General features: G+C 67.8%; 17 protein-coding genes and 2 pseudogenes. 7 read left to right on the plus strand and 12 right to left on the minus strand.

Annotation, left to right across the window (positions count from 1 at the left end; genetic code table 11):
- Window positions 1–50 precede the first annotated feature (50 nt).
- The 3 genes from ACFYRX_RS17540 to ACFYRX_RS17550 all read left to right on the plus strand — a co-directional run bounded on the left by ACFYRX_RS17540 (window position 51) and on the right by ACFYRX_RS17550 (window position 2,468).
- Window positions 51–932, plus strand: a complete 882-nt coding sequence (locus ACFYRX_RS17540) for a LysR substrate-binding domain-containing protein (protein ID WP_389100431.1) — start codon at window positions 51–53, stop codon at window positions 930–932.
- A gap of 358 nt (window positions 933–1,290) precedes the next feature.
- Window positions 1,291–1,785: a hypothetical protein gene (locus ACFYRX_RS17545; RefSeq protein WP_389100433.1), complete on the plus strand. Its 495-nt coding sequence runs from the start codon at window positions 1,291–1,293 to the stop codon at window positions 1,783–1,785.
- Between the two features lie 479 nt (window positions 1,786–2,264).
- Entirely contained in the window at window positions 2,265–2,468 is a 204-nt protein-coding gene (locus ACFYRX_RS17550) for a cold-shock protein (protein WP_328744186.1), read from the plus strand.
- Between the two features lie 289 nt (window positions 2,469–2,757).
- On the opposite strand, the gene ACFYRX_RS17555 is transcribed toward ACFYRX_RS17550, so the two are convergent.
- Window positions 2,758–2,964, minus strand: coding sequence for a type II CAAX prenyl endopeptidase Rce1 family protein (locus ACFYRX_RS17555; RefSeq protein ID WP_389100847.1), 207 nt, complete (start codon window positions 2,962–2,964; stop codon window positions 2,758–2,760).
- A gap of 556 nt (window positions 2,965–3,520) precedes the next feature.
- On the opposite strand from ACFYRX_RS17555, the gene ACFYRX_RS17560 reads away from it, so the two are divergent.
- A complete protein-coding gene (locus tag ACFYRX_RS17560) occupies window positions 3,521–4,003 on the plus strand; it encodes a GNAT family N-acetyltransferase (RefSeq protein ID WP_389100435.1) in 483 nt (160 codons plus the stop codon).
- 628 nt (window positions 4,004–4,631) lie between these two features.
- Here the strand turns inward: ACFYRX_RS17560 and ACFYRX_RS17565 are convergent.
- From ACFYRX_RS17565 to ACFYRX_RS17575, 3 genes and pseudogenes are all read right to left on the minus strand, one after another.
- On the minus strand, window positions 4,632–5,663 hold the full coding sequence (locus ACFYRX_RS17565) for a bacteriocin fulvocin C-related protein (protein ID WP_389100437.1): 1,032 nt from the start codon (window positions 5,661–5,663) through the stop codon (window positions 4,632–4,634).
- A gap of 142 nt (window positions 5,664–5,805) precedes the next feature.
- Window positions 5,806–6,348 (minus strand): annotated as a pseudogene (locus ACFYRX_RS17570) (transposase); the annotation flags it as partial.
- A 346-nt stretch (window positions 6,349–6,694) separates the two neighbouring features.
- Complete coding sequence (locus ACFYRX_RS17575) at window positions 6,695–7,408, minus strand: carboxymuconolactone decarboxylase family protein (RefSeq protein WP_389100439.1); 714 nt, start codon at window positions 7,406–7,408, stop codon at window positions 6,695–6,697.
- A gap of 74 nt (window positions 7,409–7,482) precedes the next feature.
- Between ACFYRX_RS17575 and ACFYRX_RS17580 the strand changes: the two genes are divergently transcribed.
- Window positions 7,483–8,121 carry a TetR/AcrR family transcriptional regulator gene (locus ACFYRX_RS17580; protein WP_389100441.1) on the plus strand — a complete coding sequence of 213 codons (639 nt, stop codon included), beginning with the start codon at window positions 7,483–7,485 and terminating at the stop codon, window positions 8,119–8,121.
- A 392-nt stretch (window positions 8,122–8,513) separates the two neighbouring features.
- On the opposite strand, the gene ACFYRX_RS17585 is transcribed toward ACFYRX_RS17580, so the two are convergent.
- The 4 genes from ACFYRX_RS17585 to ACFYRX_RS17600 form a co-directional block, all read right to left on the minus strand.
- Complete coding sequence (locus tag ACFYRX_RS17585) at window positions 8,514–8,705, minus strand: hypothetical protein (RefSeq protein WP_389100443.1); 192 nt, start codon at window positions 8,703–8,705, stop codon at window positions 8,514–8,516.
- Between the two features lie 201 nt (window positions 8,706–8,906).
- A complete protein-coding gene (locus ACFYRX_RS17590) occupies window positions 8,907–9,713 on the minus strand; it encodes a strictosidine synthase (RefSeq protein ID WP_389100445.1) in 807 nt (268 codons plus the stop codon).
- A gap of 286 nt (window positions 9,714–9,999) precedes the next feature.
- A complete protein-coding gene (locus tag ACFYRX_RS17595) occupies window positions 10,000–10,866 on the minus strand; it encodes an alpha/beta fold hydrolase (RefSeq protein ID WP_389100447.1) in 867 nt (288 codons plus the stop codon).
- 265 nt (window positions 10,867–11,131) lie between these two features.
- Window positions 11,132–11,362, minus strand: coding sequence for a Ku protein (locus ACFYRX_RS17600; RefSeq protein WP_389100449.1), 231 nt, complete (start codon window positions 11,360–11,362; stop codon window positions 11,132–11,134).
- 80 nt (window positions 11,363–11,442) lie between these two features.
- Between ACFYRX_RS17600 and ACFYRX_RS17605 the strand changes: the two genes are divergently transcribed.
- Complete coding sequence (locus ACFYRX_RS17605) at window positions 11,443–11,604, plus strand: hypothetical protein (RefSeq protein WP_389100451.1); 162 nt, start codon at window positions 11,443–11,445, stop codon at window positions 11,602–11,604.
- A 144-nt stretch (window positions 11,605–11,748) separates the two neighbouring features.
- Here ACFYRX_RS17605 and ACFYRX_RS17610 read toward each other — a convergent pair whose 3' ends face one another.
- Window positions 11,749–12,186 carry a winged helix-turn-helix transcriptional regulator gene (locus tag ACFYRX_RS17610; protein ID WP_389100849.1) on the minus strand — a complete coding sequence of 146 codons (438 nt, stop codon included), beginning with the start codon at window positions 12,184–12,186 and terminating at the stop codon, window positions 11,749–11,751.
- A 138-nt stretch (window positions 12,187–12,324) separates the two neighbouring features.
- Between ACFYRX_RS17610 and ACFYRX_RS17615 the strand changes: the two genes are divergently transcribed.
- Window positions 12,325–13,197, plus strand: a complete 873-nt coding sequence (locus tag ACFYRX_RS17615) for an aldo/keto reductase family oxidoreductase (RefSeq protein WP_389100851.1) — start codon at window positions 12,325–12,327, stop codon at window positions 13,195–13,197.
- Between the two features lie 293 nt (window positions 13,198–13,490).
- Here the strand turns inward: ACFYRX_RS17615 and ACFYRX_RS17620 are convergent, their stop codons facing one another.
- The 3 genes and pseudogenes from ACFYRX_RS17620 to ACFYRX_RS17630 all read right to left on the minus strand — a co-directional run bounded on the left by ACFYRX_RS17620 (window position 13,491) and on the right by ACFYRX_RS17630 (window position 16,731).
- Window positions 13,491–14,477 carry a TIGR01777 family oxidoreductase gene (locus ACFYRX_RS17620; RefSeq protein ID WP_389100453.1) on the minus strand — a complete coding sequence of 329 codons (987 nt, stop codon included), beginning with the start codon at window positions 14,475–14,477 and terminating at the stop codon, window positions 13,491–13,493.
- Window positions 14,478–15,119: 642 nt separating this feature from the next.
- A pseudogene (locus ACFYRX_RS17625) lies at window positions 15,120–15,343 on the minus strand (kinase); the annotation flags it as partial.
- 65 nt (window positions 15,344–15,408) lie between these two features.
- Complete coding sequence (locus tag ACFYRX_RS17630) at window positions 15,409–16,731, minus strand: S8 family serine peptidase (RefSeq protein ID WP_389100455.1); 1,323 nt, start codon at window positions 16,729–16,731, stop codon at window positions 15,409–15,411.
- Between the last annotated feature and the right edge of the window lie 298 nt (window positions 16,732–17,029).

Here is a 17,029-nt window from a genome sequence, read left to right on the forward strand (position 1 = left end):
CCGCGATATTCTGAAGTACTCATATCCTGGCTGATTGATATGGACAGCGTATGGATCTGCGACACCTGCGGTACTTCGTGGCGGTGGCCGAGGAGCGGCACTTCGGTCGCGCCGCCGAGCGGCTCCACATGGCCCAACCCCCGCTGTCCCAGCAGATCCGGCAGCTGGAGGCGGAGCTCGGTGTCGAGCTGCTGCACCGCACCACACGGCGCGTGGATCTGACCGAGGCCGGCCGGACGTACCTGGAGCGGGCACGCGCGATCCTCGCCGACGTCGACGAAGCCGCCCATCACGCACGGCTTGTCGCGGCCGGCTCGGTAGGGCACCTCGCGATCGGGTGCGTGGGCTCGGCGACGTACAGCCTCCTGCCCGCGCTCTCGCGGCGGCTCACGGCGGAACTGCCCGGCGTCGACTTCTCCTTCCGCGGTGAGATGCTCGCACCCGACCAGGTCGAGGCATTGCGCACCGGCGCGATCGACGTCGCACTGCTCAGACCACCGGCGGCCGACCTGTCCCTCACGGTGCACGCCCTGCGACGGGACCGACTCGTCGTCGCCGTACCGGTCGACCACCCGCTCGCCCGGCGCAAGCGGCTGCGGGCAGCGGACCTGGCCGGAACCGACCTGATCGTGCACTCCGCCGACCGCCGGTCCGTGATGTACGACGTCGTCCTGGGCCTGCTGCGCGACGCCGGTGTCGAACCGCGCATCCGCCACGAGGTCGGCGAGACCTCGACCCTGGTCACCCTCGTGGCCGGCGGCCTCGGCGTCGCGGTCGTACCCGAACCCGTGACCGCACTGGCGCTCGACGGAGTGGCCTACCTCCCCCTGGCAGGGGCCGACGCCCGCGTAGAGCTGGCCGTCGCCCACAGAGCCGACCGCGCCGAGCCGCACCTGGCACGCACCGTGGGGATCATCCGGACGGTGATCTGAGGGCCGGGGACCGCGGTACTCCGGCGGCGAGTCCCCCAGGTGCCTCTCTGACTCCCCAGCCGAAGGTTGGCGTCGACCACCTTCGGCGAGCAAGCGCCCGGTTCCACAACTCCGGGCGGAGTCAGCCGCCGCGGCCGTCGCCATGTGCGGCGTATCCGTGACCGGTTTCGGCACCCTTGCGGGCGGCTCGTGGCCCGCGGTGGGCGGATGGGCGGATGGTGTCCGGATGGATCGCGCTCTTGAAGGTCCGTAGCCGCTTCCGTGTTCGCCGGCGGAGGTGAGATAGCGGGGCCATCGGCGCCGGCGGGGTGAGGAAATCGCTGTCTCCGCAGGTGGTAGCACGTCTAGCGTGTAGCCCGTGCATCAGGCCAGAAGGCGCGACCGACGGCCGGCGCGCCACCCCGCGCTGAGGCGGGCCCGGTCCCAGGACATCGCTTCGGCCTGGACAGTCGAGGGGGCCGATGTCGCGATCGTCGGCTACTTCTCCGGCCGGCAGAAAGACTTCGTGGCGCTCATGGATTCGGCAGCGCAGGACATGACGAGGCGTGGCGCACGGGTCGTGGGCCGGATCGTGCAACGGCGCGGCGTCTCGGACGGCGGGGCCAAGAAGATGGCTCTGCCGTACTCGTCACAGACTCTTCTGAGCTACGGGAAGGTTCACGAAACAGTCCAGCTCTGTGAACGGGCCAACGCCGACGCAGCGGTCTTCTTGACGCCACTGACCAGACGTCAGCGACACGCGCTGACACGGATTCTCGGCCGTCCCGCCGTGAGTCTCGTCGACGCCCCGACAGAAGACACCTGCCGTGACGCTGCAGCACTTGATCGAGTGATGTCAGGACGGTTCGCTTGACGGCGGCTGTCCGGTCGGTCTGGGGCATGAGATACGCGCAGGGTGGTGGACCGACCGACGCCGAGAGGGCCACGTGGGAGGGGATCCGGTTGCAGGCTGTCGTCTGCTTCGAGGGCGGGAGGGGGGACGAACCGCGAGGTCGCCGCTGCCTGCGGGTGAGCGAGCGGTCGGTGGAGCGGTGACGCCGGGCCTGGAGCGAGCACGGCGAGGCCGGGTTCCTGTCGCAGGGCTCGCAGGGCCCGGCTCCGGCTGGCCACGACGGTCCCCGGGTAAGGCCAGGTGCTGAGCCGGGCGCCTTTCTGGCTAGCGGCCACCATTCTGCGGGTGTAGCGTCATCCTCCAGCAGTCGTGGTTCCGAAGTCCCGTTCGCCCGTGATCGCCATCACGGGCGTTCTTGCGTTGCAACGCCTCTCCGGACCAGGGCGATCACCTCCCGCGCACGCACGGTGCGTGTCCGGTTTCCCTCGAAGGAGACGGTTATGGCCAAGGGCACTGTCAAGTGGTTCAACAGCGAAAAGGGCTTCGGCTTCATCGAGCAGGAGGGCGGCGGTCCTGACGTGTTCGCCCACTACTCCAACATCGCCGCCCAGGGCTTCCGCGAGCTGCTGGAAGGCCAGAAGGTCGAGTTCGACGTCACCCAGGGCCAGAAGGGCCCCCAGGCGGAGAACATCCGCCCTGTCTGATCCCGCCGCTTCGACTCGGCGTCGTGGCGCACACGATGAGCCGAAGAAGCAACGGCAGGACCACGGGGTTGCGTTGAGGGAGCGGCACACGATGGCCAGTCAGGCCATCGAGCAGTTGCTCCCGCACCCTGAGGCGACGTAGCTGGTCGTCAGTCGAGCGCCCCGGCCTGTTCGGGGCGCTCGTCGGGATCCGCACCGCGAACCTGTGCGCCGATATGGCGTCCCCGGTGCCGTAGTGGCGCAGCAGCCACATCCCGTACGCGACGTGGAAGACGTACACGCACACCTGTCACCATTCAGGCGCCGCACCCGGCGAGCGGATCTGGAAGAAGTCGTCCGGGCCGTGCACCATCACCATCGGCCAGACCGAGCCGATCGCGAAGCGCAGCACCGCGCAGACGAAGCCGAACAGGCCGGCCGACAGCATCTGCCACAGCGTGTCGTCCAACGGCACGCCGAAGAACAGGTAGTTCTGGAAGTGGCCGACGCCGAACAGGGAACCGACACCGACCGCCGACCGCCGACCGCACCGGACCGAGCGGTGTGGGGACCTGCTGCACCAGGCCGCGACTGTCGATCTCCTCGTTGATGCCCACCCTCAACAGCGAGACCAGACCGCTCACCAGCAGAGTCGCGCTTCTCTCAGCTTGTCGTTTCAGGGCCGAGCCGCCCTGGGGTGGATCAATCGATCCAGATCGAGCGAACCCATCCGATGCCTCAAACGCTACGTTGCCCGCGAGATCTACCAAGTCCTCCTCACATCCAGGAGACGATCCCCGGCACCAGCCCCTGTCGATTGACATCCATAGGGGCATCAAGCTCGCCGTCCGCTACGAAGCGGCCGTCCTCGTCGCGGCCATCAACGAGTGGCTGTAATCGAAGTGTTCGACATGCGTGCCGGGCATTACGATGCGGACCATGGAGTGTTTACCCGCCTCTCGTACCCGTCACTGAGGGCCCTGCTCACCGCCAATCCTGTGGCCGGGAGCGGGCCGACCGATGCCCTTGTTCCCGCCCGGGTATCAAGCCCTCAGCCTGAGAGGCACACTTCCATGCTCATCCGCGCGTTCACCCAGCAGGACCTGGTACGACTCACTGAACTGACCATCGACACGTTCCGGCCGTTCTACGAGGATTCCTTCCGCCCATTGATGGGCGAGGCCGTGTTCGCCGTTCAGCACGGCAACTGGCGCGACGACTACCGCAAACAGGTCGCCGAGCTCCACGCCCCCGAACGGCACGCGTACGTCGCCGTCGCCGAAGCTGACGGCACCATCGCGGGCTACGTGGCATGGAGTGTCGCCACGGTCCATAAGAAGGGTGAGATCACGATCCTCGCCGTCTCTGCCCGGCACCGACGACACCACGTGGGCCGTGCACTGTGCGAGTACGCCTTCGAAGAGATGCGGGCCCTCGGTGCCGGGGTCGTCGAGATCGACACCGGAGGAGACCAGTTCCACGCTCCGGCCCGAGCTCTCTATGAGGCGCTCGGATGCACACCCCTCCCACTCACTGTCTACTTCCGCCACCTCTGACACCTCCCGGATGGGCGCCTCCGGGCGCCCATCCGGGTTCGGCAGTCGGCTACAGCCCACTTTCGATACACGGCCTACAGTAGTAACGGTACATCTGACCGGCTCGAATGATAGCGATATCCACTGTCATGGAGGCCACGCCACACAGCCCTGACCTGCAAGAAAATCCGATCAGTGTTCTGCCGCAGGCGGGAGCAGCGGTCGAACTTTCTTCTCAGGTGTCCGCCAGGCGGGAAGCGGCTCCGGCTGGCCTGACAGTGTCAACGCTCTCCGGATCGTCGTTACATGACAGTACGACTCCGGGTCATGTCCCGCTGGGTGGTGTTGTCACTGCAGCTGTTTCGATTCCGGTTGCGGGGTGATCTGCGGTTCGGGCGTAGTTGGCTGAGCGGTAAATAGTTCGGCCATGGAGTCTTCGGAGCGGTGGCGGCGTCGAAGACCTGCCATTCCTTGTGGAGTTCGGCCAGGACAGCCGCGGCGAGTCGCTCCAGGGCGGCAGGGTGAGGCGGCCGGGGATCTGCCCTAACAGCGACTCTGCGTCACGACGCAGAAGAGCAGCGCCCCTGTGGATGGGCAGCCCACGGTCGCTCTGCTCGATGGCCAAGATCCCGGCCTCGTACACCAGCCGCTAATAGCACAGTCCGTCACAGGTGTACTCCCACAGAGACCCGCAGCCACTGGACACCAGAGTGCAGCAGCAGCCGCAACCGCTAGGGCAACCGAGCTGGAAGTAGCAGCATGAGTGGCAGGTGCGGCCGCACCAGCTCGGATCGCCCAGGGCACACCCGCACTCGCCGGCGAGCGTCTCTTGTGAGGAGTCGGGCCCCAGTTGAGCCATCAGGGCGCGCGCCTCTTGCTGGCCGAACGCCTCGATCGCAGCGGTCCTGAGCGGGTCGAGGGCCTGGTGGTGGGTGTCACCCGAAGCAACCGGCGCGGTGAACAAGCTTGCGGACCCCCGGACGAATGCCTCGAGTTGCGTGATCGCGGTCCGCTGGTCTCTAGTGAGCACCCCCCGTGTCTTCCTGTAGTCATCAAAGTGCGCCAGCCACAGAGCCTTCTTCACCTCGGGGGCGGAAGCACCATAGATGGCCTTCCGGATTGCGAGGGGCTGAGCAGTCACCGCAGCGTATTCGGTGGGCAGCGCGTCCTTGTTCTGCTCCAGCCACTCGCGAACCTCAGACCGTCCGTCCGCCGCGAGCGCCGGGGTGCGGCCGGCAAGGACCAGTGCTCCCGCAACGACACCGCCGGTCACTAGACGCAGGAATCCCTTGCGTGGCAGCACTCCGGATTCCTCCGGGCACGGCGAGGCAGCGTCCGCGTGGGCGGCCTTGCGGACACCCGCATCGCTGCGGGCGGTCAGATCCCCGAGCGCCCGCAGCACACGCACCGTGCCGCGCGCCCCCAGCCGTCGGGTAAGCGGTAAGCCCATTCGCACACCGGTCCAAGCGTGTGCCTGCGCGCCGCGTGCTTTGATGAGGGTGGGCAGCCAGGGTGCGTCTTCGCCCAGGGCGGCAGCGCGCCATGCAACTACCTCGGGCCGGTCCAGTGGCACGATCTCCAACCGCCCCCTCGATGACTGCTCGACCGTCGCAGCCACCTTCCGGCAGGTTCCGCACGACGCGTCGAAGGCAAGCACCCAGCGTGTCTCATGGCCCGTCATTTTCGGACCTCCTGCGCACAGTGCATGGTGTTTCCCCTATTCGTGGAGGGTGAGGGAGCACCGTGCCACGGGCTTGGCAGTCAGGCCATGCTTTCGATTCCCTTCGAAACGTCCATCACGGGTCAGGCCCTTAGCTTGGCGTTTATGCAGCTGTGCTGCCTGTGCTGGCTGCCGCGAGGTTTGGCTTGTCCTGTTTCCCGACGGGGTGCTCCCGTGCACGGTGCTTGTTCTTCATGCCGGTTGGTCGGCCGGGGCCTGCGGTGGTGGGTTTCGGTGCACTGGCCGGCTGAGGGGTTTTCCCGTGGAGGCGGCGAAATCCTCGGCGGACACGTGCGGGTGTGAGGCGCCCTTGACTCGCGGGCCGCTCCCAGGGCTTGCGGAGGTCTTCTGCGAGGGGCCGGGCCAGGCGGAGTTGAGTGTGGGCGGCAATGACGAGCCAGGTCCATCGGTCGGCGGCGGCCGGCTCGCGGAGTTTGGGAGCGGTCCATCCCAGCGTCTGCTTGAACATTCTGAAGGTGTGCTCAAGATCGAATCTGCGCAGGAATGCCTGCCAGAGCCGGTCCACATCCCCAGCAGAAGCGGCGGTGGCCGACCACCACAGCCAGATGGGCCTGGGGCTGCGGTCTCCGCGGAGGTGGTCGACCTGGAGACGAATGACGGTGCCTTCAATGACCGGCAGCTCGCCTGGGGACGGGTCTCGGCGGCGATCCGGGCGTTGCCCCGGCCGCGTGCTGCCAGAAGGACGACGGTTGCCCGTTTCCGGGCCTGGTGTCCGGTCTTGTGGCCGTAGGCCATCTTCTTCAGTCTCTTGCGCTCGGCGGCGGTCAGCGGCACGGGGCGGGCGCAGGGTACGGGCAGGGCAGGAGGAAGGGCCGATCTCGCGAAGTTGATCACTGGCGGGTTGTGCAGCCTGCCGCGCCGCGGTGGCCTCGCCGGCCCGCCCAACGACGTCCTGGACTGTGCCTTCGCCCTGCACCGTGCCGGACCGGCCCTGTTGTCCGAGTCGTGGGTGGGGTGCAGGCGAGGGGCGGTCAGTCGGCCTTGGCCGTCTGCTTTGCCTCCAGTTCCTCCCGCTCGGCCAGCAGTGCGTCGAGGACGTTCAGTGCGCGCCAGGTCCGGGTCATCCCGGACGTCGCGGTGGCGCGGACGGCGGCGCGGACCTCGGCGGGCGTCGCCCCTGCGCCCAGTGCACGGCCGACGTGGGCTCGGAAGCTCTCCTGGAGGGTCTGGTAGAGGACATCCACCGTCATCGTGGCGAACGCCCGCTCGCGAACGCTGATCCGGGACAGGTCGGCGCGCATCCGCGACTGCAGGTCCATGTAGTCGGCGAAGCCCGGGTCAAGGGCGTGCACCTCGGCGCGCATGGCCGCGGGGATGGGGCTTCCCGTGCCGTCCGCGTTCAGTTGGTGGCCCTGGCCGGTCGGCCCGGGTAAACCGTGCTCGCGCTCGATCTCAGCCAGCCGCTCCAGGGCGGCCAGCGCCGCCGGGTAGCCGCTGTCGTAGGCGATGAAGCGGAGCAGTTCGCGCAGGTCGTCGGCGTCCAGGCCGTTGTCCAGGGCGGCTCGCACGTGCAGTTCGTACGGCATCCCGAAGACCTGTCCGCAGACGTCGGCAACAAGGCTGAGAAGGATCTGCTCACGCGGCGTCAGCTCCGAGCCTTCCCCGTTTCGTTGGAAGCTTGCGGCGGCCATCCCCGCGAACACCGGGTCCAGTTCCTGGACTGCGGTCTGGGTCGGCAGTGTCATGGTGACTCCCTTTAAGTGAACGCCTGTAGGGCTACGACTGTAGCCCTACAGGCCGTCCCATACAATGGCGGATCATGGCTGCAACCCCCCCGGCTCGAAAGCCCGCCCGCACCGCACCGCGTGACCGCAACCCGCGCGGCCAGGGCGAGCGGCTGCGCGCCGAGATCATCGACGCGGCCCTGCGACTGCTGGACGAACTCGCCGACGACCAGGCGCTGTCGCTGCGCGCGGTCGCCCGCGAGGCCGGTATCGCCGCGACCTCCGTCTACATCCACTTCGCCGACCGCGACGCACTGGTACTAGCCGCGCTGGAGCACTGCCACACAGACCTGCTGCACGCGGTGGACCAGGCAGAGTCGGGCGCCATCGACCCGGTGGCCGCGCTCCGCGCCCGAACGGCACTGCTCGGCGCGTGGTCCCGCGAACACCCGGGGCTGTACAAAGTGCTGCACGAGAGCACCCTCAACCAGCGCACGGACATGCCCTTCAAGGAGGAGATGGCCAAGCGCACAACCGCGGCGATCCGCCGCTGCATGGACGCCGGACTGGCACCGCGCGGCGACGCGGAGACCGTCTCCCTGGACCTGCGCACGGCCGTCCACGGCGCGGTCTCGCTGCGCGTCAACCAACCCGAGCTGCCCTGGCCCCCGCTGGCGGAACAGGTGGACCGGTTCCTGACGAAACTGGTCGGCGTCCCGCCCGCAGAGGGGTGACGCCGGTGGTGATGTGCGACGGTCCAAACCGATGCCGCTACCTCGCCGGCCTGAACCTGCGGCCCACGCCCCGCACACCGCCGGACCTCACGCCAACCCCCGAAAGACTTCGGGCGCAGACCACTTGGTCATTGGCTGAATGTGTGGTGTCGCGGGCCCGTGGCCGGTCGCTGGGCCGGGGCCGTGCTGAGGAAGACAGCAAGGGCCGCACGAGGCGATGGCCGACGCAGACGGGTGCGGCTGCGGCCCCCAGTTCGGATCGCGCCGTGGTGGTGATGCTACGGAACCCGGCTTCGGTGTAACTGCAGGTAGACGTATCGGACTTGGGCCGCCTAGGTGCGCCCGCCAATGGCTGCGATGGTGATGTAAGGCGCTATGGAAAGTCCTAGTTTCTAGGACCAGATTCGTCCATGCCGGCACTGCGTTCTCGTCCTCGGGGCGGGGAAGTCGGCGGCGCCGGCCAGGCCGAAGTGGTTGTCGAAGAACTCGGGGGTGGCGCTTTCGCACACCACGACCTGGATGTCCGGGTCGGTGGCCAGCTCCTCGACGATCTGGATGAGGCGCAGGACGGTCTCGCCGACCATGGGGTTGACGGGCGGGTCGGAGAAGATGATCTTCGCGACCTGGGGTGCGGTGGGCTCGTAGTGGATGGCGCTTTGCTCGCTCTTGGTCCCGCTCCAGATGTGTGAGGGGTATCGGCGGCGACGCGACGTCAGTGGGACGGGACGACTGGGGCGGATGGGTTACTGAGCAGGTCCGGCGGTTCTGCTCCCGGCCGTTGCCGCTCACTCCTCGTAGTGCGGGAGGATCTCGCCGTTCTTGACGTAGGTGAGGGCGGCGGTGACGTCGTAGGCGTGGATCGCGGAGACCAGCGGTGCCAGCTGAGCGGACAGGTCCTGGATCACGTTGCCGGTGAAGAAGGCGTCCCGTGCTGCGGTGTCGGTGAATCCGAGGATGAGGGAGGCGTGGAAGCGCTGGTCGTGGGGGTTGTCGTGGGCGACGTTCGGGGTGTCCCAGAGCTTTTCGATCCAGGGCAGGAACGTCTGCGTGCGCAGCTCCTTCAGCATTCCGGTGCCGGCGAGTACGGGGACGAGCTGCTTGTTGATCAACTTCCGGAACTCGGATGCGCCGGCCTCGTCTCTGCGGCGCAGGTAGACCAGAGCGCGGGCACCGACCTTCTCGCCCGGGCCTGCGACGTCATACCAGCGGGAGGAGTTCGGCTGGCCGGTGTAGAGCAGGGTGCGGCGGAACAGGTTGACCTCGTCGGCGAAGGCCAGCTTCGTCTGCTTGCGCCCCTGCGGGAGCGCGAGCGCCGATCGGAAGGTGGCTTCCGCGACGCCGTCGATCTTCCGGTCGACGGGGATCGAGGTCTCCACTCCGCCGGTCGCCGGCCACCGGCCGGGGTTGTGCTCGGCGAGGTGGATCTGGCGGTACTCCTCCAGGCCGGGGATGGCGGAGATGATTTTTGAGTGCGGGCCCTTCCAGTAGTCCATACCGGTCTGGCGGGGCTGGTCGGTGCGCACCCACAACAGGATCGAGGAGGTGAAGTGCTTCTTTACGTCCAGTTGCACAGCGGCCGGTTGCATACTCATGGTGTTGCCTTTCTCTTCCTGGTCAGGTGGTGGTCATCGGGCGAGGAAACCCGACTGCGACCGTCAACGAGGTCACCGGCCCTCACTGGGCCAGATGCTCCCGCGTCAAGCTGAAACGCCTCGTCAGGCCCGCCGAGGCCGACGCCGGCAGCTTCACGAGGGAGCAGTGGCCGCGCAAAACCCGCGACCAGCGGTTCTGCCTCAACGTCATCGAGGAACGGACACCACCCCACGAACTGCCCTCCAAGGCAACCTCCTCGGCCCGAGCGCTGATCACACCGCGGCCCTACGGCCGGGCGAAGAACTCGAGAGCCGTCGGTACGAACTGCTCGTGGTACTGGAAGATCCCGCCGTGGCCGCCGTCGGGGTAGATCACCAGCTCGGCGTTGGGCAGTCGCCGGGCCAGGTCGTGCGAGTTCGGCGTCGGAACCATCCTGTCGTCGTCGCCGTTGGCGACGAGCACGGGCTGCTTGATGACGGACAGATCCTGCGGCTGTGCCAGCCCCCAGCGGTGGATGGCCTTGAGCTGGGAGAAGTAGGACTTGAGGGCGATCGCCTTGTCCCGGTCCTGCGTGCGCTCCTTCAGGCGGGCCAGGAACTCCTTGCCGGCCCGAATCCCGTTCGGGGTGCGGGTGAAGAACAGGAACTGCTTCACGTCCTGGAAGGTGAGCAGTGCCCGGAGGGTGTCGTAGTGGGAGATCCGGGTCACGTTCTTGATGCCCTCGCCTCCGGCCGGACCGGTGCCCGCGAGGATCAGCCTGCGGATGAGCTGCGGGTCGGTCTCGGCGATCACCTGGGCGACCATGGCGCCCATCGAGAAGCTGAGGATGTCCACCTGCTCGAACCCCAGCGCCCGGATGAAGGTGACGGCGTCCTTGGCCATCTCCTCGATGGTCTTCGGCGTCTCACCGCTGGACGCGCCCACGCCCCTGTTGTCGAACGTGATCACCCGGTGCTTGGCGGCGATGCCGTCGACGACCCGGGGGTCCCAGTTGTCCAGAACCGCGGCGAGGTGGGTGATGAAGATGACCGGCATGCCGGTCCGGGGACCGAGGTCGCGGTAGGCGTAGGTCACTCCGTCGGCGGTGACGGTGCGGGTCTGCGCGTTCTTGTACGACGTCACCACGTCACCTCGTGTTTCGCGTGCGTTCACGGTCGTGCCCTTCAATGTGAGGGTTACCGCCAGTACGCTCCGACTCCTGCCTCCTCGCAGGTGGGCGTCGAGCGGTTCCCATATGTCTCCCGGCCGCGGCTGCAGTCCGGATTCGACGGCCAGAGGAGGGCGTGGGAGAACTCCCTGAATCGGGCCCCTGAGCAACCCGTCGACCATTGAAGTGTGACCATACTTTCATCAAGGTGCAAGTGGGCGGGCCGAACGAACCCTGGGCCCGCGCCGACAACGGCAGCACCCGCACACCTCAGCGCCCCCGGTCGGGCTCACCGGCTGACCGGCGCGATCTGGTCCAGTTCGTCGGCTCAACAACGATGCATTCGCCCTCGGCGACTTCGTAGCCCTTGACGATCTTCTCGGACGGTATTTCCCTGCCGGTGCGTTCGTTCACGCGTCGGTTGCGGATCCGGTCGGCGGTGGCGCGCTGCAACTGGTGGGAGTGGACCGTGTGATCCTTGGCCGCCGCGTACGACCCCACGGGCGGGCTGATCCAGAGGCGGTTTCCCGACACATGACGTCAGCCAGGCCGGCACCGCAGGCATCAAGGCCGACCTGACCGTGGCTCACGAAGAGATCAAAGCCCTCCGCAGCGAACGAGGCCGCTTGCCAGAAGGCCTGCAGCAACGGCTGGGCAACCAGCGCGACCGGATCAACGACCGGCAACTGACCGAGCGCATCAGCGAATTCACCGACGCCAACAGGCGACTGAATACGAAGTGACCCAACTCAGACCGCTGCAAAATCAGGTCCATCGACTCCAGAGTGATCTAGACGCGGCCCTTTCCAGTCTGCGGCAGATCATCCGAGCGCAGAACCGGATTGGCCCCTCGGGTCGGCTCCCCCGCCACGCCTATATCGGTTCGATCAGGACGTGCGAGCGTCGCAGTTCTCGTGGTTTGCGAGGACCTCGGCCATGTGTGTCTGCGCCCAGTTCCTGAGCCCGCGCGTCATGTGGTGGAGCGAGAGGCCGAGGTCGGTCAGCTCGTAGGAGACGGTGACGGGGACGGTTGGCGTCACCGTGCGGGTGAGCAGACCATCGTGTTCCAGCGACCGTAGCGTCTGGGTCAGCATCTTCTGGCTGACCCCCGCCAGAAGGCGAGCGATCTGGGAGTAACGCATCGCCTTCGGAACGTCTGCGGGTGCTGCACCGGGAGGTCCGGGATTGTGGTCGCCGCCCAGCGCACACAGGACCAGGACGACCCACTTGTCCGAGATTCGGTCGAGCAGTTGCCGACTGGGGCATTCTGCGAGGAAGGCGTTGTACTCCACCTTGGCCTGAGCCCGCTTCTGGGCCGCCTTCATCGTCGTCACTGATCGCACCTCTCACCGATGGGTGGGTTACGCACTCCGAAGTGCCTACTTCCCGACAGGAAGTTTCTCTCCAATGCTGGTGCAGGGAGGCAGCAGGCGCCACCCCCAAGCAGGACGAAAGGCAACATGATGAGCACACCCTCCCTCGCTCTTCCCGGCGGCACCTGGGCCCTGGGTGACCTGACCGTCACCCGGTTCGGCTACGGTGCCATGCAACTGGCCGGACCGTGGGTGATGGGGCCGCCAGCCGATCGCGAGGGTGCCCTGGCCGTTCTGCGTGAGGCGGTCGGACTCGGTGTCACCCACATCGACACCAGCGACGCCTATGGGCCGCGCGTCACCAACGAGTTGATCCGCGAGGCACTGCACCCCTACTCCGAGACGCTCCACATCGTGACCAAGGTGGGCGCCACCCGCGACGCACAGGGCGACTGGCCCGTAGCCCGGCGGCCCGAGGACCTGCGCCGCCAGGTCCACGAGAACCTCAAGTCCCTCGGCCTCGACGTACTCGACCTGGTCGACCTGCGACTCGGCAACGCCGAAGGCCCCCAGCCCGGCTCGCTCGCCGAGGCGTTGGAGACGCTCGTCGAACTCCAGCAGCAGGGCCTGATCCGCCACCTCGGGGTCAGCAACGCCACCGAGGAGCAGGTCGCCGAGGCACAGGGCATCGCACCGATCGTGTGCGTGCAGAACCTGTACAACCTCGCCCACCGCCACGACGACAAGCTCATCGACCGGCTCGCCACCGACGGCGTCGCCTACGTGCCCTTCTTCCCCCTCGGGGGCTTCACCCCGCTCCAGTCCTCGGCGCTCTCGGCGGTCGCCGTCCGCCTGGAGTCGACCCCGATGTCCGTCGCACTGGCCTGGCTGCTGCAGCGATCACCGAACATCCTGCTCATCCCCGGCACGTCATCGACGGCCCACCTACGCGAGAACATGGCCGGCGCGGGACTCGCCCTCTCTCATGAGGACCTGACCGAACTGGACGACATCGGCCGCTGAACGGCCCAGAGCTGATCGCTTGCTCGTTGCCGATCGGGAACTGCGGGCTGTGGGTACCGGTGGCCGCCGCGAAGTTGACCGCCCGGGTTGACGGGACACCTCACGTCCCTCGGTCAGCGACATCCGGTCCAGATGGAGCGTGCCATGGCCGTTCACTCCCGTGCCTGCTGGTGCGCCCAGCGGGGTGCACCGGCTGACCACGGTGCCACCCCTGCACCGGCAGCGCGTGCCGGACGGCGGCGTGTTGGCCATGTCGATGACTTCGGCCTCTGGGCCACTTCTTGCTCGGCCCGCTACACGGCGTGGCTGCTCGGCCCACCCGCCCGACTCGATGCCGCACGAAGCAGCCTGGCCCGCTGCACGAGAGAGGCCGCGGCCCTCTCCCACTCGGAATACGCAAAGGCGAACCCGGCGGCATGCAGCCGACCCGGCACCACTCGACGGCTCTTGAGCAGCAGCTCAGTGTCCGAGCGCAGCGCGTACGCTCCCACCTCGGCCATCCAGCGCGTGGCCGGCAGCCCCACCGGGACGCCCCAGGCCGTGCGCAACGCCCGCATGAAGTCACGGTGCGGGAGGGGGCCGGGCGAGGCAAGGTTCACCGGCCCTTCGAGGTCGTCCCGGGAGATCAGGAACTCCACCGCTCGCACGAAGTCCTCGTCATGGATCCAGGAGACGTACTGCGCGCCGCCGGCCACCGGACCGCCCAGACCGAATCGCGCCAGTCGCGACAGTACATCGAACACGCCGCCCCGGTCCGGGCTCATGACCATCGCCGAGCGCAGCGCCACCTTGCGAGTGGCGGGAGTCGGCGCCTCGGCCTGCGCCCGCTCCCAGTTCTTCGCGATCTCGACGCTGTACGCCCAGTAGTCCGGCACCCCCGCCTCCGAGCCCCCGATCATCCCGGTCGCCTCGTCGTGTGCCGCGTCGAAGCGGTGGGCGTAGACCGTCGCCGTACTCATCTGCAGCCAGACGCGCGGTGGCCGCGCGGCGGCTGCGATCGCCTCACCGACCACCCGCGCCGAGTCCACCCGGGAGTCCATCATGGCTTGCAGGTTCTCGGCGGTGTAACGGCAGGACACGCTGCGTCCAGCCAGGTTGATCACGACATCGCAGCCGTCGATCGCCGCGGCCCAGTGGCCGAGTGTGGCCCCGTCCCATCCGATGTCGTGCGCCCGCACGGGACGTCGGGTCACTACCGTGACCTCGTGTCCGGCCGCCGTCAGTGCACGGTCGAGAATCATGCCCACCTGTCCGGTTCCCCCGGGCAGCACTACCTTCATCGAACCCCCTCGGCTTCGCTCGGCATCAGCGTAGCTCTTCTTTTTGAACGCGTTCAACACGAGGACTGCTGTACGTCAGGGCGATTCAGCTCATGCAGTTGCACCCGACTTCCTTTCCGCCGTACTGAGCTGCCGCAGACCGCCTCTGCCCGCTTCGGCGGCCCTTTCAGCCGGCGGACACCGGCAAGCGCGACGTGGCGGAGGCGTAAGGGCACAAGGGAGACCGGCCGTGATCGGGGAGCGGGCTCGTCACCCGCGCCGCCGTGCCCGCCGTGCGGTGGTGGAGCTGTCCGCCGGGATGCATGGGCTGACCACAACGCAGGCTGAGGAAGTGGGCCGCCGCTACTGCGAGCGGCGCATGTGGCTCACCCGGCCCACGTCCAGCGCCCAGATGAACTGCGGCAAGAGTACGAGAGCGGTGATCAGGAATTGCGCCAAGTACTGCTCGGGCGGCATGCGACATGGGCGTCGGCGGATATGGCCTGCGCCGCCGGGGAAGGTGCCGCGATGGACACGCCGACACGGTAATCAGCCCACAACCACTGGTGGTGGACACCCCGCATGGGCTGATCCGCCGGCGGTTGGTGTCCTGATGGTGCCGCAGCAGCGCCTTGAGCTGGCGGACGTGGACAGACGCAGCTTGTCCAGGACGCAGCGGGCTGTCAGGTCGATCGGCCCCATGTTCGCCGCGCGCGGCCGGCCCCGCTCGCCCAGCACGATGCGTCGGAGGTTGCCCCGGCCGACCAGGGCCGGGCAGCGGCCGAACATTCCGAGAGGCCGCCCGCGACGGACGACCTGCCCGAGGCGCTGTTGCCGCGCAAGACGATCAGCCGGGTTTCTTTGGTTCCCACCTGTACGGCGATCACGCTACCGGCAGCCAGTCACAGCGCCTGCGGGTCACTCCCACATCACACTTGGCGCACGGCGTCGGTCAGTAGCGATCCGCGGCGATCAGGGGCCCGTAGTAGCGGTCGGACAGAGGGCGGCGCGGGTCGCCGAGGAAGCCGTAGCCAGGGTTCCTCTTGTTGTAGGCGTGAGCGTCCTGGACGAGCGTCCTGAGATTCCGGGCCGGTGTGGAGTGCCCGCAGCGGCCGGCGTGGATGCACAGGGCAAGGACGCCAGAGACGGCGGGTGCGGCGAAGCTGGTGCCGTCGCCGACTGCGTGATGAGCGGGAAGGGGGAAGGTGCTCTCCACGCACACGCCGGGGGCGGCCAGGGTGTGGCGGCGGTCGGACGCGGAGCGGGCGAAGTTGCTGAACTCCAGACTCGCCTGGTCATCTGCCTGCCCGAAGAAGCCGTAGTCGTCCCCGTAACAGACCGGGGCCACTCTGCTGCCGGGCCGGCCGTCGAAGTCGGCCATAGCGGTGGCGGTGACGACTTCGTCATAGGCGGCCGGGGCGGTGATAGCGATGTCGTAGCGGTCGTTGCCAGCAGCTGCGACGGGGGTGATACCAGCAGCCACGACGTTGCAGACGGCCATGTGCAGCGGGTCATGGTTGACGGTTCCGCACTGGTGGTCGTCGCGGTCCTCGGGCGTGAAGTCGATGCTGGCCAGACTCATGTTCGCGATGGCGATGTCGTTGTGCGGGTCGGTGTCGGTCCGCGTGGAGATGACCGAGTCGAGTCCGCACAGCAGGGCGGCGTCCGTGATGTCGCCGTTTTCGTCGGCGACTCGGACCGCCCACTGAGGCGTGGCGGGTGCGATGCCGACCAGGCCCTGCTGGTCGTCGCGCGCGCCGATGATCCCGGCGACCATGGTCCCGTGCCCGCCCGGGCCGATCATGCTGAGGCCCGGCACGACGGGGCTTCCGCTGAGACAGTCCACACCGCCGCGGACGTTCAGGTCCGGCACGTCGGCCGCGATGCCGTCGTCGATCACGGCGACGTTCACGTCGACGGTCCCTGCTCCGTCACCGGAGTGGGTGGAGGAACGGTCGGCACGGATTCGGTCGATGAAGACCGGCCGGCACTGCCGGTCGACGGGCGAGATGCGGCAGTCAGGCGTCGGTTCCGGCTTACGGGGCGGAGAAGCCCGGTAGGTGCGCTGCTCGGCGACGAACCGTACCCGGGAATCCTTCGCCAGCGATGCGGCCTGACCTGCTGTCAGGGTGGCCGCGTAGCCGTTCAGCGCGCGCCCGAACGACGCCTTGCGGGTTCCGCCGACTGTGCGCATCTGCTGACGCGCCACAGCCGTTGGACTCTTGACCGCGTCCTTGAGGACAACGATGTAGCCGTGCTGCTCATCGGCGGCCACAGCCCTCGCCGGCAGGGCGGACAAGCTGAGCGACAACAGCGCTGCAACGCCGGTTACCCAGCGGCGGTGACGAGTCATCAGGCGGCCTTTCCGTTGGTCTCGGGGCTCGGAGATTGCACAGCCGCATCGTTCCGGTTCGCGGCATACGAAAGGGCGCTCCGTCACCCGGCCGTGGCGAGCCGATGAGACCGAATGGTCTCCGTCCCTGGTGCTCATCGCCGCTCCGTTCGCGGAGCCGCACAGGGCGCAAAGGGTGAAAGCCGTCGCGGGGGTCGAGACTTCGGGACGCCTTTCGTAC

Source organism: Streptomyces sp. NPDC005374 (genome assembly GCF_042872225.1).
Lineage (GTDB): Bacteria > Actinomycetota > Actinomycetes > Streptomycetales > Streptomycetaceae > Streptomyces.